The sequence below is a fragment of the Mycobacterium sp. genome (assembly GCF_025933915.1).
Classification (GTDB): domain Bacteria; phylum Actinomycetota; class Actinomycetes; order Mycobacteriales; family Mycobacteriaceae; genus Mycobacterium.
Window position 1 is genome coordinate 1 of the sequence record NZ_JAICZA010000112.1, and the last position, 15,669, is coordinate 15,669.

14 protein-coding genes are annotated in these 15,669 nt (G+C 65.8%); 8 read left to right on the forward strand and 6 right to left on the reverse strand.

Annotation, left to right across the window (positions count from 1 at the left end; translation table 11 throughout):
* A partial coding sequence (locus Q0W90_RS17075) for a condensation domain-containing protein (RefSeq protein WP_297775354.1) occupies positions 1-1,423 on the reverse strand: 1,423 nt, incomplete at its 3' end.
* A gap of 799 nt (positions 1,424-2,222) precedes the next feature.
* Here Q0W90_RS17075 and Q0W90_RS17080 point away from each other — a divergent pair.
* The 4 genes from Q0W90_RS17080 to Q0W90_RS17095 all read left to right on the forward strand — a co-directional run bounded on the left by Q0W90_RS17080 (position 2,223) and on the right by Q0W90_RS17095 (position 7,028).
* Positions 2,223-3,134: an ABC transporter ATP-binding protein gene (locus Q0W90_RS17080; RefSeq protein ID WP_297775355.1), complete on the forward strand. Its 912-nt coding sequence runs from the start codon at positions 2,223-2,225 to the stop codon at positions 3,132-3,134.
* 104 nt (positions 3,135-3,238) lie between these two features.
* The gene (locus tag Q0W90_RS17085; RefSeq protein WP_297775356.1) at positions 3,239-4,762 is read left to right on the forward strand and encodes an ABC transporter; all 1,524 of its coding nucleotides are present in this window, start codon (positions 3,239-3,241) and stop codon (positions 4,760-4,762) included.
* Positions 4,763-5,295: 533 nt separating this feature from the next.
* Positions 5,296-5,481 (forward strand): hypothetical protein, encoded by a 186-nt coding sequence (locus tag Q0W90_RS17090; RefSeq protein ID WP_293040602.1) that lies wholly within the window; start codon positions 5,296-5,298, stop codon positions 5,479-5,481.
* A 296-nt stretch (positions 5,482-5,777) separates the two neighbouring features.
* Complete coding sequence (locus Q0W90_RS17095; RefSeq protein WP_297775357.1) at positions 5,778-7,028, forward strand: cytochrome P450; 1,251 nt, start codon at positions 5,778-5,780, stop codon at positions 7,026-7,028.
* Positions 7,029-7,062: 34 nt separating this feature from the next.
* Here the strand turns inward: Q0W90_RS17095 and Q0W90_RS17100 are convergent, their stop codons facing one another.
* Positions 7,063-7,824 carry an Rv3717 family N-acetylmuramoyl-L-alanine amidase gene (locus Q0W90_RS17100; RefSeq protein ID WP_297599006.1) on the reverse strand — a complete coding sequence of 254 codons (762 nt, stop codon included), beginning with the start codon at positions 7,822-7,824 and terminating at the stop codon, positions 7,063-7,065.
* A 98-nt stretch (positions 7,825-7,922) separates the two neighbouring features.
* On the opposite strand from Q0W90_RS17100, the gene Q0W90_RS17105 reads away from it, so the two are divergent.
* Complete coding sequence (locus Q0W90_RS17105; protein ID WP_297599008.1) at positions 7,923-8,267, forward strand: YbaB/EbfC family nucleoid-associated protein; 345 nt, start codon at positions 7,923-7,925, stop codon at positions 8,265-8,267.
* 14 nt (positions 8,268-8,281) lie between these two features.
* Entirely contained in the window at positions 8,282-8,893 is a 612-nt protein-coding gene (gene recR / locus Q0W90_RS17110) for a recombination mediator RecR (RefSeq protein ID WP_297599011.1), read from the forward strand.
* A gap of 6 nt (positions 8,894-8,899) precedes the next feature.
* Here the strand turns inward: recR and Q0W90_RS17115 are convergent, their stop codons facing one another.
* The 3 genes from Q0W90_RS17115 to Q0W90_RS17125 are packed head-to-tail and all read right to left on the reverse strand — an operon-like array spanning position 8,900 to position 11,272.
* Positions 8,900-9,322: a hypothetical protein gene (locus Q0W90_RS17115; RefSeq protein WP_297599012.1), complete on the reverse strand. Its 423-nt coding sequence runs from the start codon at positions 9,320-9,322 to the stop codon at positions 8,900-8,902.
* Positions 9,323-9,333: 11 nt separating this feature from the next.
* Positions 9,334-10,041, reverse strand: a complete 708-nt coding sequence (locus Q0W90_RS17120; protein ID WP_297599013.1) for a glutamine amidotransferase — start codon at positions 10,039-10,041, stop codon at positions 9,334-9,336.
* Positions 10,034-11,272, reverse strand: coding sequence for a Mur ligase family protein (locus tag Q0W90_RS17125; RefSeq protein ID WP_297599015.1), 1,239 nt, complete (start codon positions 11,270-11,272; stop codon positions 10,034-10,036). The genes Q0W90_RS17120 and Q0W90_RS17125 overlap by 8 nt, the downstream gene beginning before the upstream one ends.
* A 78-nt stretch (positions 11,273-11,350) precedes the next feature.
* Between Q0W90_RS17125 and Q0W90_RS17130 the strand changes: the two genes are divergently transcribed.
* Positions 11,351-12,343 (forward strand): DEDDh family exonuclease, encoded by a 993-nt coding sequence (locus Q0W90_RS17130; protein ID WP_297599017.1) that lies wholly within the window; start codon positions 11,351-11,353, stop codon positions 12,341-12,343.
* On the opposite strand, the gene leuA is transcribed toward Q0W90_RS17130, so the two are convergent.
* Positions 12,344-14,215: a 2-isopropylmalate synthase gene (gene leuA, locus Q0W90_RS17135; RefSeq protein ID WP_297775361.1), complete on the reverse strand. Its 1,872-nt coding sequence runs from the start codon at positions 14,213-14,215 to the stop codon at positions 12,344-12,346.
* Between the two features lie 287 nt (positions 14,216-14,502).
* Between leuA and Q0W90_RS17140 the strand changes: the two genes are divergently transcribed.
* Positions 14,503-15,669: aspartate kinase (locus tag Q0W90_RS17140; RefSeq protein ID WP_297775359.1), on the forward strand; the 1,167-nt coding region annotated here is incomplete at its 3' end.

A 15,669-nucleotide genomic window follows, 5' to 3' on the forward strand; every position in this document is an offset into this window, starting at 1 on the left:
CCGGGATACGGGCCACCTGTTGGGCGAACAACACCGGAATCGACGGCGCCGAGACGACCGGCCCCATCAACACCGCCCGATTACCCAGCACCGCCAACCGGACACGCTCGGACCCATCAAGCACATCGATCGACGACAACGACCGCGCGGGATCGGCCGTCACCGCGACCAACACCCGCCCCAGACGCTGCGCGAGATCGCGGACATCGGAGTTTGAAAAGAACTGCCTAGAACCCACCGTGCTGAGGAAAAGCTGGTCGCCGTCTCTGAAAAAGACCAGGCCGAATTCGACGGGGCCGGCGTGGGTCAGTGTTCCTGATACCGGAGCACCGGCGAGATCCGCCATATGGGTGGCCGGAATGAAATTGACGACAACCCTGTTCGACGCCTGTCCAGAGCCGCGAAGACGCGCTTTATAATCAATCGAATGCACGGGGAACCGCTGATGCTGCAGTGCTTCCCGCATACATGTGTCGACATTTTTGCAAAACTCGGCGACTGTGAGGTCAGGCGAAGTTTTCAACGTCAGTGGCACAAAGCCGGAAATCATTCCGGCCACCATCTGGGTCTCTGCGCGTACTCGCCTGCTCACCGGAAAGTCGAGTACGACCTCCAAACTCTCGGTGTCGAACGCGCGAACCAGAAGCGCACACGCTGCGGTGATCACCGACGATCGACGCACCCCGAAGGCATGGGACAGCGCCTGGACGCCGGCCACTGCTGAAGGGTCCAATTGAACGGGTTCAGAGGGTTCACCTGGATCACCGCCGCCGTCGTCGGCGATGGGCGCCAACCGATTACGCGCCTCGCTTTCCGGTGGAATGTTCTTGATCCAGTAAGCCCGGTCATCGAGATAATCAGTTGACGCTTCGTATTCATATTCGCAATCGATCAGATCCTTCAGCGATCCGAAAAAAGCGGGCGAGGCCGACGCGCCGGAAGCGATTACGTTATAAATATGCGCTATTCGGTGACAAACAAGAGTAATCCCGATTCCGTCCACCACTATGTGGTGGCAGCATGCGAACAAATAGAATTCATCCGCCCGTGTCTGCATCAACGCGAATTTGAACAGCGGGCCGGAAAGGGGCATCAGGGTGCGTTGGATCGACGATGCCAGCCGGTAGGCACCCTGTGCAGGATCCTGCGAGCCGGTCAGGTCATAGCGAGCAAGCTCGACGTCCGGGTAGTCAACCGGCTTCTGGAAGACCCTGCCGTCCAGCTCGAAAAACCCGGCTCTGAGCGGTTCGGCTTCGCGCACCGCCTGGATGATCGACCGCTGAAGCAAAGCAGGCTCGATCGCGCCGTCGATTCGGATCAGCTCGCCCAGCTGCCACGTCGCGCCGAAGTTGCCCGTTGTCTGTGCAAGCCAGATGTCCAGCTGTCCCCGCGTCAGCGGGAAGGCCCGGTCATCGAGTTCCATCCGACTACCCACCTGCTAAGTGCCTACTTATCAGCTGGGCGGGTCGCTACCAGCCTCACGCCCAAACTTTTCGACCAGTGAAACCGTCCGGAACCTTCGACTGGCTACCATGCCGGGGAGCGTATGGGCCCTTAAGCAGGCGTCGTCAGAATTCACGTCCAAGTCGAGTGGTGAGCGCGGGCAGATAGAGTAGTGCGCCGCGGAACTGCAGGATCCGCCGTCCACCGACCGCAGGCCGGCATGGCCGGCGTGGGCATCGGCAAAGTTCTGGGCGGGACTGCCAGCGCGGTTCAGTAACTGGTGTGCGCTTCGCAGAAACCCGCTGGCCAAGGCTTCTCCCGATGTGACCCGCAGTGATGTTTGCGCTCGTAGCTTACCGCGCCGGGCAGGTGCGGACCACCCTGAAATCATGAAATATCCGGTGCTTGTTAGCCACGCTAGCGAACACCGCCTCGACTTATCCGGCGTTAGCCAGCAAAGGCGAACGTAAATGCCGAACGATTCTCTGGGCGTTCAGCGCCGTTGTCATTACTCGGCGCCCCGTAAAGATGCGCCCGATGCCGTGCGCACTCGTTATTTGCGAACAATGGCCGGACGTCTGCGAATTGCAAATCGAATCAGCTAACTCCCGCGACGCGGTGAGAAAAGCAGGAGCCACGGGTCCGCCGGCAACAAAATGCAGAGCAGCCGGCAATGCTCATTCCATCGGCGGCACCTGTAACTGCGCGAGTCAGCCGAAGGCAGCGGCCTCCGGGTCGAACTGAATGATCTTTGCGCGCGTTGGACTTACCCTTCGGGCATGAAGCCCTCGGCGCACACTGCCGTCACCCCTGCTATCCGGGTCGACGGACTGACCAAACGGTTTGGCCGCGTCGCGGCGGTCGAGGGTCTGACTATGAGCGTCGCGCCCGGCGAGATCTTCGGCTTCCTGGGGCCCAACGGCGCCGGCAAGTCAACGACGATTCGCCTGCTGCTCGGATTGATTCGCCCGACCGCCGGGACTGCGAGGATATTCGGTTGCCCCGCGGATGACGTCCGTCGGTCCCATCGTCACATCGCATACGTGCCTGCCGACGTTGCGCTGTGGCCGCGCCTGACGGGCGCGGAAATCCTTGAGCTGCTTGGCTCTGTCGGCCCCGGTGTAGACGCGGCCTATCGCAACGAATTGGTCGGGCGTTTCGACCTCGAGCTGGACAAGCCGGCCAGAACCTATTCGACGGGCAACCGGCAGAAGGTGGCACTTGTCGCCGCATTCGCGACACGGGCGCCGCTTCTCGTGCTCGACGAGCCGACAAGCGGTGTGGATCCCTTGATGGAAAGGGCATTTCGCGGCTGTGTCGCCGAAGCCCGCGAGCGTGGCCAGACGGTGTTCCTCAGCTCGCATCAGCTGGCCGAGGTAGAAGCCGTGTGCGATCGGGTAGCGATTCTGCGTGCTGGGCGACTCGTCGAAGTCAACAGCATCGGCGATTTACGCCGATTGCGTCGGACCGTAGTCGAGGTGTCCTATCGCGGCACTCGACCTGCCCTGGGTGATGTTGGCACCGTGTCCAGCGTCGAACAGCTGGACGGTGAACGCTTGCGCTTCAATCTGACTGGACCGCCGGCGGCCGCGATTCGAGCGCTCGCCGCGGCCGACATCACCGCGCTCACGATGCACGAACCGACTCTCGAGGAGATCTTTCTCGACTACTACGGAGAAGCTGCACGATGACAGCGGCCACGGTGCCGGGTTCACCGGGATCCGCCGGGGCGCAACTCGCGCCGGGGCAGGCCGTGAGCCGGCTTGCCGTGTGCCAGCTCCGCCGAAGCGCTGCGGTGGTCGCCTTGATCTGCGGAATCATGTCGGCGTTGGTCGCCTTCCAGTACCAGCCGATCGGCGCCTTGCTGGATGAATCAGGGCTGCGCGTACTTGCCGAGAATCCCGCCATCAGGATCTTGTCGGGCCCACCGGTGGCTCTGGACAATCCCGGCGGTTTCACCGTGTGGCGCACCGGCACAGCCATTTCGGTGCTCGCGAGCGGATGGATCACGCTTGCCGCCACACGTATCACCCGCGGCGAGGAGGATGACCGGCGGTGGGATCTGCTCCTCGCGGGACGCCTGCGGATGCTCGACGTGGTTGCCCGATGCCTAGCCGCGCTTATTGGTTACTCGGCGCTGATCGGTGTGGCGGTCGCGGCGGGACTTCTGGCGGCGCACACCCAACCGACTGGCGCAGTGCTCTATGCGATCGGAATCGCCGGTATCGCCGCAACCTTCGCGACGACAGCTCTGCTCGCCGGACAAATCATGCCGAGCCGGTCCGGGGCCACGAGCCTTACGGTTGCCACTCTGGGCGTCAGCCTGATGCTGCGCATGATCTCCGACGGCTCGCATCAATTGGCATGGTGGGCTTGGATGACGCCGTTCGGGATTGCCGCCCGCTCGGCGCCATACGCCGAAAACCGCCTCGTCCCGCTGATCGTGCTGGGTGCGTTTCCGGTAGTGCTGGCCGGAGCGACCCTCTTCGCGGCAAGCCACCGCGATTTGGGTGCCGGGGTGGTGACGGTGCCGGTCAGCCGTCCTCCACGGACTCGATTGTTGCGGTCGATCGGCGGGTTTGCCTTTCGCCGGAGCGTCCGGACCACGCTAGGTTGGGCCACGGGTATCGCCGCGTACTTCTTTCTGGTCGGCCTGTTGCTCCCCTCCATTCTCGAGTTGTTTCAGTCGAACCCGCGCATCGCTAAACTTGCCGCGCCCACCGGGATGAGCGGTCATGAATTGGTGAACGTCGGCGCTGCGGTTCTCTTCGGCATGCTCGCGGTTGCCACAGGGCTGTACGCGGCAGTGCGTCTCGCCGTGATGGTCACCGACGAGAAGGCCGGTCGATTGACCTTGTTGTTCGCCCAGACTATTTCACGCGGACGTCTGATTTCGGCCGAGATCATGGTCACCGCCGGGGGGGTCGTAATCCTGCATTGCTCGGCCGCATTCGGCATTTGGAGCGGCGCCGAAATCGCCGGTGCCCCACTGCAGTTGAGTGATTCGGTTGCGGGTGCGCTGAATTCCGTTCCGGTGGCGTTACTCGCAGCCGGGGCGGCCGCGGTGGGCGTCGGGTGGTTGCCATCCGCTCCCGCCGCAATCGGCGCACTGCCGGTTGTGGGCGGGTTCCTGGTGAACGTGATCACGAAGTCCACGAACGCGCCCGGCTGGGTTGCCGACGTGTCGCCGTGGACGCACCTCGCCGCCGTACCCGACGCACCGCCCAATTTTGCGGCCACCGCCATTCTCCTGCTCGTCGGCGCCATCCTGACCGCGCTCGGAGTGTATGGATACGTCCAGCGCGATTTGGCAGCCTGATCAATCCGATCAGGGTCAGCTGCCGGGAAATCGCTCAACCGCCCTGGAATGAGTAACCGATTTTGTCCAAAACCTGATGGAAAGACCGATCGCGCCCACACCGATCCATTGCGGAGGCGCCTTTTCTTACCGGCGCACGGCGGCAGTTCCCCAGTCGATGGACCGGTAATTCGTCCGTCGAACGACCATTCGTTGGAAATCGCCCACTCAATACCCGGCAATGCCTTTCCGCCCGACGGGGAAACGCGGTCACGCCGGGCAGGCTGGCCGGGCCCTTCGAATGTGGGGTGGCGGTGCCCCGTCGCGTGAGCGACGGCTTGTAGGGCGGTTGTTGCACTCGGTGCCGGGCAGCCGTGCAGCGAACCCGGCGTCCACACGGTCCGTCCTACGGACGACGTGGATCGAGAACCTTTGACCGAGGCGCGCGTTGACTTGCTGGCCTACGATGACCCGGGGCGGGCAAACCCCAATCAGAAGGCGGCTCAAGCTTCCGGCTCGCAAGCGAGGGAAATCCCGATAGGAGGGAAACCCAGATGGGATTCATACCCGGTTTCAACGAAATGAAGGAGTCTGTCGAGGAATCTATCGACCTCCTCAGGCGTGCCATCGCGGCACTGGAAAAGCTTGCGGCAGAACAGGAGCGCGCCAATGATCTGTACGCCGAAGCGAATCAGGTCGGCCCCGCGCGAGCTCAGAACGTGACCAAGCTGTCGCGATGATCCTTCCGGGCGCATTCCTGCGCGGCGCCGAGAATAACGGCAGGGCCGAGGTCACGAGTTCGTCGGATTCGGCGGCCCGTCGCGCCGGGACGCGCGGCACCTGCTAGCGGAGAACAACTCCTTCGAAATGCGCGCCCTCGCGACTTCGTGTGCCGCCGCGCGATCGGCGCCGGCTGCTACTTGAATCTGTAGCTTGAAGTCGGAGGTACCATCGCGTCCTACGCGATTTCGCGGCGGACGTTTGGGTATGTCTACCTCGCCCCTGATAATTCGTGTAGCAACGCTCGGGAGGTGAAGTGAGCGGACTCGAGAACCTCGACTTCTTCACCGACGAGTCGCTCGTCGATGACCCTTACGATTACTACGACGCGCTCCGGCATTGTCCGATACGACGTGAGCCAGCACATGGCGTCGTGATGGTGTCGGGGTATGACGAAGCCGTCGTCGTGCAACGCGGCGCCGACGAGGCCCTCTCGGTGTGCAATATCGTCAGCGGGCCGTGGTCGGGGCTTCCCATCGAAGCCGGCAGCGATGACATCGCGGATCTGATCGAGCGACACCGCCAGAGGATGACGTTCGGCGAATACTTCATCACGTTCGATCCTCCGAAGCACACCGCGCACCGCTCGCTGCTGAGCCGGTTGTTCACGCCGAAGCAGCTGAAGAACAACGAGGAATTCCTGTGGCGTCTTGCCGATGAACAACTCAACCGCTTCGTCGCGGATGGCAAGTGCGAGATCGTCATTGACTACAATTTTCCGTTCACGCTCGACGCGATCACCAACCTGCTGGACGTACCGGAGGCCGACCGTGAGCGATTCCGCCGCGCGGCGATCGCCAGCAGGCTCGAAGGAGAACGCAGCGGCTTCGTCGGCGTGAAAGAGGAGTGGTTCGTCGAGTACATCGAGGAACGGCGGCGCGAGCCGCGCGACGACATCCTCACCGAGCTTGCGCTGGCGAAGTTCCCCGACGGGACGACGCCCGACCCTCTTGACGTCGCCCGCGTCGCCACCTTCATGTTCGCCGCAGGCCACGGCACCACGATCGACCTGTTGAGCCTCGCGATGTTGATGCTGGCCGAGCGACCGGATTTGCAAGAGCTACTGCGCGAGGACAATTCGATGATTCCCGCCTTCATCGAGGAGATGCTGCGCTTTGAAAGCCCGATCAAATCGAACTTCCGGATGGCGCGGCGTACCACCAGGATCGGCGACGTCGATGTGCCGGCCGGCACCAGCTTGCTCGTGATGAACGGTGCTGCCAACCGCGATCCACGACGGTTCGACGAGCCCAATAAATTCCGCCTCGGGCGCCCGAACATATTGCAGCACATCGCATTCGGCCGTGGCATTCACACCTGTCCGGGTGCCCCGATCGCCCGCGCCGAGGTACGGGTGAGTCTAGAACGAATCCTCAACCGGATGGCCGACATTCGGCTGTCGGACACCGAGCACGGTCCGGCGGGCGTTCGTCGGCTCAAATGGGACCGCACATTCCTGTTCAGGCGCCTCAAGGAATTACACCTCGAATTCACGCCCGTTCAGTAGCCGTTCGATCGACAAAGCCGCCGGGCGATCAGCGTCAGCGCGCCTGGCCCTGGGAGGCCAGGAACCCCGCGACGCCGCGGACCATCGCGTCGGCGTATTTTTGCCGGCCCTCCGCGGACTGCATCAGCGCCGAGTCCGCGGGATTCTTCATGTTGCCGCACTCGACCAGAACCGACGGGTACTGCGCGAGGTTCAGGCCGGCCAGATCCGAGCGTCCATACAGGCCGTTCTGCCCGATGTAGTTGGCCGGCGGGATTCCCGAGGCCTGCATCTGGTCGCGCATGATGCGGGCGTACTGCACCGAGGGTCCGGCCTGCGCCTGGTTGAGCGGCGGCGCCGAGTAGTTGACGTGGAACCCGCGGCCGGACGGCGGGCCGCCGTCGGCGTGGATGGACAGGATCGCGTTGGGGTGAAGCGCGTTGGCCGTGCCGGCGCGCTCATCGACACACGGTCCCAGACCGGTGTCGTTGGCGCGGGCCAGGGCGGTCCGGACTCCCAGAGCGGTCAACTCGGCGCGCACCCGCAGCGCCGTGTCCCAGGTGAAGGTGTGCTCCGGATAGCCGGCGGCGGTCGCCGTCCCGCTGGCCTGACAGTCTTTGGTGCCGCCGCGGCCGGTGGGCACCTGCCGGTTGATGGACGCGTCATTGGAGCCGTTGTGGCCCGGATCGATGAAAACCACCATGCCGGCGATGTTGGAGGGGGCCCCCCAGGCGGCGGGGGTGATCGCCGTCGACGCAGCAACGAGCACACCAACCGCCAATTTGATCCCGACACGTCTGCTCAGTCGTAGGTCCACGGCGCAAAGCTAACGCCGAGCGGTTTACGCTGGGTGTTCCGAATCGCCGGAGACTCACGAGCGAAATCAAGTCGAGACCAAGATGCGAGGGGACTGTCATGCAACCCGGAGGCGATATGTCGGCGCTGCTGGCCCAGGCGCAGCAGATGCAGCAAAAGCTCATGGAAGCCCAGCAGCAACTGGCCAACGCTGAGGTGCATGGTCAAGCCGGCGGGGGTTTGGTCAACGTTGTCGTCAAGGGCAGCGGCGAGGTGGTCGCCGTGAAGATCGATCCCTCCGTCGTCGACCCGTCGGACGTCGAGACCTTGCAGGACTTGATCGTCGGCGCCATGGCCGACGCGTCCAAGCAGGTCACCCGAATGGCGCAGGAGCGGCTGGGGTCGCTGGCCGGCGGGTTCGGCCCGCCGCCGGGGCAACCACCCGCGCCGGCGCCGGGCCTTTAGATTCCGCTCCCGACATGTTCGAAGGACCCGTCCAGGATTTGATCGACGAGCTGGGCAAGCTACCGGGCATCGGACCCAAAAGCGCCCAGCGCATCGCCTTTCACCTGTTGTCGGTGGAACCCCCGGATATCGACCGGCTGAGCGCGGTGCTGGCGAAGGTTCGAGACGGTGTGCGGTTCTGTGCGGTGTGCGGCAACGTCTCCGACAACGAGCGCTGCCGGATCTGCGCGGATCCCCGACGGGACGGTTCCCAGGTGTGCGTCGTCGAGGAGCCGAAGGACGTGCAGGCCGTCGAGCGCACCCGCGAGTTCCGCGGCCGCTACCACGTGCTGGGCGGTGCGCTCGATCCGCTGTCCGGGGTGGGTCCCGAGCAGCTGCGCATCCGCGAGCTGCTGAGCCGGATCGGGGAGCGGGTCGACGACGTCGACATCACCGAGGTGATCATCGCCACCGACCCGAACACCGAGGGCGAGGCGACGGCCACCTACCTGGTTCGGATGTTGCGCGATATCCCCGGCCTGACCGTGACACGCATCGCCTCCGGGCTGCCCATGGGCGGCGACCTGGAGTTCGCCGACGAGCTGACGCTCGGCCGCGCGCTCACCGGCCGTCGGGCCATGGCGTGACGTTCGTCAGGCCTTGCTCAATTGGAACGACCTGGTAGAGGTCTTCCCCGCCTCTGAACCACACGCGTCCGTCGTCGTCTGCTGGCCTTCGCCGGCAAGCGACACGGCATCGAAGCTGTAGTTGACGGTCACCGGAGCGGATGCGCCGTTCGGGCACGGCGCCTGGGCCGTGCCGCTGTGAGTCCATCGTCCATTGGCGAGGTGGAATTCCCAGCTGATGACGAACGTCCCGCCATCTTGGGAGGTCGCCAGGATGCAGTCCGATCCGCACGGGACGAAGAGCCAGGCGGTCGGTTTGTCGTTGCCCGCGTAGAGCACGTTGTACCGGCCGTTGAGCACTTCCGGGTTGGCGTGCGACGGTGTCGACGACGCGATGAACGCGGCGACCAGTGCGGCACCGACGGCCAGTCTCGCGCGGATCTTCGTCATCTCGGCATGCCTCAGCGCGCCGCCAGCCGCTCGCGGCGCAGCAGGTCCACTTCCGGAATCGGTAGCGGCGCCAATTCACCGACCACCGTGCCCAGCAGCAGGTCGGCCAGTTGTGGGTTGCGGGCCAGGCACGGCCCGTGCATGTAGGTCGCGATCACGCTGCCCTGCACCACCCCGTCGAAGCCGTCTCCGGACCGGTTGCCGGCGCCCTTGACCACCGCGCCCAGCGGCGACGCCGACGGGCCCAGCACGGTGCCGCCGCGGTGGTTCTCAAACCCGGTGAGACGCTCGGTCAGGCCCGCCGGCAGCGGCTTGGTTGCCAGCTCGCCGATGGTGCGCGCATCCTGCGGGGAGGTGGTCGCATCGAGCAGGCCCACGCCGTCGACCCGTTCCCCGGCCGACGTTTCGTACCACTGCCCGAGCACCTGAACGGCCGCGCAGATCGCCAGCACCGGCGCGCCCCGTTCCGCGGCGCGCTGCAGCCCCGGATGCTTGATCAGGTGCCGGGTGGCGAGCCGCTGCGCATAATCCTCCGCCCCGCCCAGCGTGTAGAGCTCCAGCGATTCCGGCACCGGGTCGGCCAGCGTGATCTCGACGATCTCCGCGGCGATACCGCGCAGCCGTAGCCGCTGGCGCAACACCAGCGCGTTGCCGCCGTCGCCGTAGGTCCCCATCACGTCGGGCAATACCAGCCCGATCCGCACTGTCGAATCAGCCATGGCGCGCCAACGCCCGTTGCAGCTGGAGGAACGCGGTGTAGTTGGCGACGACCTCCACCCGGCCGGGCGGGCACGACGCGATCGCGGCGACGGTGTCGTGCACCAAGGTGTGTTCGACGCCCGCATAGCCCAGACGCACCGCGAGGTCGGTCCCGCGCTCCCCGGCGGCCACGACGACGGTGTGCTCGAAGTGCTCGAAACCCACGTCCCACAACCAGGACAGGTCCTCCCCGTCGGGCACCTGTCCGTTGACGGAGATGACCACCCCGTCGGCGTGCTTGTCCACCATCGACAGCGCTTCCTGCCAGCCCGCCGGATTCTTGGCCAGCAGCATCCGCACCGCGTGCTCGCCGACGCGGATGGTCCGATAGCGCCCCGCGACCTCGTCGACCGCCGAGACTGCCGCCACCGCCCTCGCGGGGTCCGCGCCCAACGCGACGGCCGCGGCCACGGCCTGAGCGGCGTTGCCCCGATTCACCGCGCCCGGCAGCGCCAACCGCATCGGCAGGGACAGGCCGTCAGGGCCGTGCAGCGCGCCCCCGTCTTGCGGGTCGACCCACCACTGCGGGCTGGGCCGCTTGAAGTCGGCACCGGTGGAGTACCAGTGTCCGTGCTCGCGGACGATGACCTCACCGCTGCGCGGGCAGCTGACCGAGTCGTTCGACCACGAACCCCCGGCGGCCACCCACACCACGTTGGGGCTGTCGTAGGCCGCCGACGTCATCAGCACGTCGTCGCAGTTGGCCACGACGGTCGCGTTCGGGTGCCGGGCCAGGCCCGCGCGCAGGGTTCGTTCGATGACGTTGATCTCGCCGACCCGGTCCAGCTGGTCGCGCGACAGGTTGAGCAGCACGACGACGCTGGGCTCGACGGCGTCGGAAACGTGCGGGACGTGCATTTCGTCGACTTCCAGGGCGGCCAGGGACGCTTGCCGTTTGGCGGCCAGCGCGGCCACCAGGCCGGCGTCCATGTTGGCGCCCTCGGCGTTGGTGGCGACCGCGCCCAGGGTTTCCAGCGCGGCCGACGTCATCCGGGTGGTGGTCGATTTGCCATTGGTGCCGGTGACGATGACCGTGCGCCGTCCGGCGGCGAGCTGCCGGAGAACCGAGCGGTCCAGCGTCATCGCGATCAGCCCGCCGATCATTGCCCCGGCCCCGCGTCCGGTCACCCGCGATGCCCAGCGCGCGCTCGCTCCCGCGGCGAGGGCCATACGGGCACGGGTGGTGATCACGCCGGTGAGTTTATGTTCCGGCCCGACACGGCGCCGCGTGACACCGATGATGTCGGCCGGCCGTGCCATCCTCACTGTATGAGCGCGGTGTGCTGGGGTCGGCCGGCCAGCGAGCCGGACGCGGGTTGGGCCGTTGTCGACGTCGAGACCTCGGGCTTCCGGCCCGGTCAGGCACGGATCATCAGCCTCGCGGTGCTCGGCCTGGACGCCGACGGCGGGGTCGAGCAATCGGTGGTGAGCCTGCTCAACCCCGGGGTCGATCCGGGCCCCACCCACGTGCACGGCCTGACCGCCGCCATGCTCGAAGACCAACCGCAGTTCGCCGACATCGTCGGAGACGTGATCGAAGTGCTGCGCGGCCGCACGCTGGTGGCCCACAACGTGGCGTTCGACTACGCCTTTCTCGCCGCCGAGGCCGAACTCGCCGAAATCGAGCTTCCCGTCGACAGCGTGATGTGCACGGTCGAGCTGGCCCGGCGGTTGGACCTCGGCGTCGATAACCTGCGGCTGGAAACGCTGGCGGCGCACTGGAGCGTGACCCAGGAGCGCCCCCACGACGCCTTCGACGACGCGATGGTGCTGACCGGCGTCCTGGCCTCGGCGCTCAAGCTCGCCCGCGAGGGCGACATCTGGCTGCCGGTACACCCGGTGACCCGGCGCCGCTGGCCGAACGGCCGGGTCACCCACGACGAGCTACGCCCGTTGAAGGTGCTGGCCTCCCGGATGCCGTGCCCGTATCTCAACCCGGGCCCCTACGTGGGCGGCCGGCCGCTCGTCCAGGGCATGCGGGTGGCGCTGGCCGCCGAGGTCGGCCGCACCCATGAGGAACTCGTCGAGCGGATCCTGCATGCCGGGCTGTCCTACAGTGACACCGTCGACCGGGAGACCTCGCTGGTGGTCTGCAACGACCTCGCCCCCGGGCAGGGCAAAGGCTATCTGGCCCGGCAATTGGGGGTGCCGGTGATCTCCGACGCCCAGTTCATGGACTGCGTCGGCGCCGTCATCGGCGGCACCAGCATGGACGAATTCACCGACCCCACCGACGTGGATCCGCAGCTCGCGCTGTTCTGATCAGGCGCGAGCGGCGCGGTTGATCGCCGACACGACCGCGCGCAGCGACGCGGAGGTGATCGACGGTGCGATGCCGACCCCCCACACCGTCTGGCCGTTGACCGGGCCTGATGGGTGCCGACCCGCTTCGCCCGGCTCCGCCGCGCTCGCAATCGACACCGACGCTTCCACATAGGCCGCGGCCTGCGCGTCGTCCCCGGAACTCATCGCGTGCTCGGAGTAATCCAGGACGGCCACGTCGAAGCCGACACCGCCCAGCGCGTGGACGAACGCGGCCAGCGGGCCGTTGCCGGCCCCGCTGATCTCGGTCTCCACCCCGTTGATCTTGACCGTCGCGGCGATGCTGGTGATGCCGCTGTCTTCCTCCGAAGCGTCGACGCGCTGTTTCACCCGCTCCAGCGGCCACACCGGGGCCAGATACTCCTCGGAGAAGGCGTCCCACATCTCCTTGGGACTGACCTCGCCGCCTTCCCCTGCTGTGCCCTCTGCGATCTTTTGGATCACCTGGGAGAACTCGATCTGCAACCGTCGCGGCAGGGCCAGGCCGTGATCGGCCTTCATGATGTAGGCCACCCCGCCCTTGCCGGACTGCGAGTTGACCCGGATCACCGCCTCATAGGTGCGCCCGACGTCCTTGGGGTCGATCGGCAGATACGGCACCTGCCAGAGCATGTCCTCGACGTCGGTGTCCGTGGCATCGGCGTCGACCTTCATCTGGTCCAAGCCCTTGTTGATGGCGTCCTGATGGCTGCCGGAGAACGCGGTGTAGACCAGGTCCCCGCCGTAGGGGTGACGCTCGTGGACCGGCAGCTGGTTGCAGTACTCCACCGTTCGGCGGATCTCGTCGATATTGGAGAAGTCGATCTGCGGGTCCACGCCGCGCGAGAACAGGTTCATCCCCAGCGTCACCAGGCAGACGTTGCCGGTGCGCTCGCCGTTGCCGAACAGGCAACCCTCGATGCGGTCGGCGCCCGCCTGGTAGCCCAAGTCCGCTGCGGCGACGGCGGTTCCGCGGTCGTTGTGCGGGTGCAGGCTCAGGATGACGGATTCCCGGTTGGCCAGGTTGCGGCTCATCCACTCGATCGAATCGGCGTAGACGTTGGGGGTGGCCATCTCCACCGTGGCGGGCAGGTTGAAGATGATCGGGTTTTCCGGTGTGGGCCCGATGATTTCGCCGACGGCGTCGCACACCTGCTTGGCGTACTCCAGCTCGGTTCCGGTGTAGGACTCCGGCGAATACTCGAACCGCCACCGCGTGCCCGGGTGCTTGGCGGCCTCCTCGACGCACTTGCGGGCGCCTTCGGTCGCGATGGCTTGCACCGCGGCCTCCTCGGCGCGAAACACGACGCGGCGCTGCAGGATTGAGGTCGAGTTGTAGAAGTGCACGATGGCTTGCGGCGCGCCGTGACACGCCTCGAACGTGCGCTCGATCAGCTCCGGCCGGCACTGGGTCAGCACCTGGATGGTGACGTCGTCGGGGATGGCGCCGTCGGTGATGATCTCGCGGACGAAGTCGAAGTCGGTCTGGCTGGCCGACGGGAACCCGACTTCGATCTCCTTGTAGCCCATGTGAACCAGCAAATCGAACATGCGGCGTTTGCGGGTGGGGCTCATCGGGTCGATCAGCGCCTGGTTGCCGTCGCGGAGGTCCACCGCACACCACAGCGGCGCGTTGGTGATCACCCGATCGGGCCAACTGCGATCGGCGAGCCGGATCGGCTCGACTTCGTCGGCGAAGGGCCGGTATCGGTTGACCGGCATCGACGAGCCTCGCTGGGGGTTCCACGCGGGCTGCCCGGGCCCCGGTGGGCCCGCGGGTTTGACGATGCTGCGTGTCGAGCTGAATGCGTCTGGATTGGTAGTCACGGTGATTGCTCCGGGGGTCTCAGAAGGGAACTTCAGACCGGCGCATCGCGAACACCCGCGACGGGAAGCCGGTCTGGATCAGACCCCGTCGCGGCGTCCGAGGAGGAGCACCCGCTGCACGTCCTGCACTTTACCGCTTTTGGCGCCCTGGTAAAAACTCCGCTGAGACGGTAGCGAATCCGCAGGCCGCGGTACCAGGTATCGCGACGTAAATCACCATGCGGTGGCACGTATTCTGTTGTGGACTTATACCCGAAATTGAAGTGTCCAGGGCCGGAGAGACAGGAAGAAACGTGGCGCTCGTCGTGCAGAAGTACGGCGGATCCTCGGTGGCCACCGCCGATCGGATCCGGCGCGTGGCCGAGCGCATCGTCGCGACCAAGAAGCAGGGGAACGACGTAGTAGTCGTCGTCTCCGCGATGGGCGACACCACCGACGACCTGATGGATCTGGCCCAACAGGTGTGCCCGGCCCCGCCGCCGCGCGAACTCGACATGCTGCTGACCGCCGGTGAGCGCATCTCCAACGCGTTGGTGGCGATGGCGATCGAATCGCTGGGTGCGCAGGCGCGCTCGTTCACCGGTTCGCAGGCGGGCGTCATCACCACCGGCACGCACGGCAACGCCAAGATCATCGAGGTCACGCCCGGACGGCTGCAGACCGCGCTCGACGAGGGCCGCATCGTGTTGGTGGCCGGCTTCCAAGGCGTCAGCCAGGACACCCGGGACGTCACCACCCTGGGGCGAGGCGGCTCGGACACCACAGCGGTGGCGCTGGCGTCGGCCCTCGGCGCCGACGTGTGCGAGATCTACACCGACGTCGACGGCATCTTCAGCGCCGACCCGAGGATCGTGCACAACGCCCGCAAGCTGGACACGGTGACCTTCGAAGAGATGCTCGAGATGGCGGCTTGCGGCGCCAAGGTTTTGATGCTGCGCTGCGTGGAATACGCACGCCGCTACAACATTCCGGTGCATGTCCGATCCTCGTATTCGGAAAACCCAGGCACCGTCGTCGTCGGATCGATCAAGGACATAGCCATGGAAGACCCCATCCTGACCGGAGTCGCGCACGACCGCAGCGAGGCCAAGGTGACCGTCGTCGGCATCCCCGACATCCCCGGATATGCCGCCCGCGTCTTCCGGGCGCTCGCCGATGCCGACGTGAACATCGACATGGTGTTGCAGAACGTCTCCAAGGTCGAGGACGGCAAGACCGACATCACCTTCACCTGCTCGCGTGACAGCGGGCCGACCGCGGTGGCCAAGCTCGACGCGCTCAAAGACGAGATCGGGTTCAGTCAGCTGCTCTACGACGACCACATCGGCAAGGTGTCGCTGATCGGGGCCGGAATGCGCAGTCATCCCGGTGTCACCGCAACCTTCTGTGAGTCCCTCGCCGAAGTGGGCGTCAACATCGAGCTGATCTCCACCTCCGAGATCCGCATCTCGGTGCTGTGC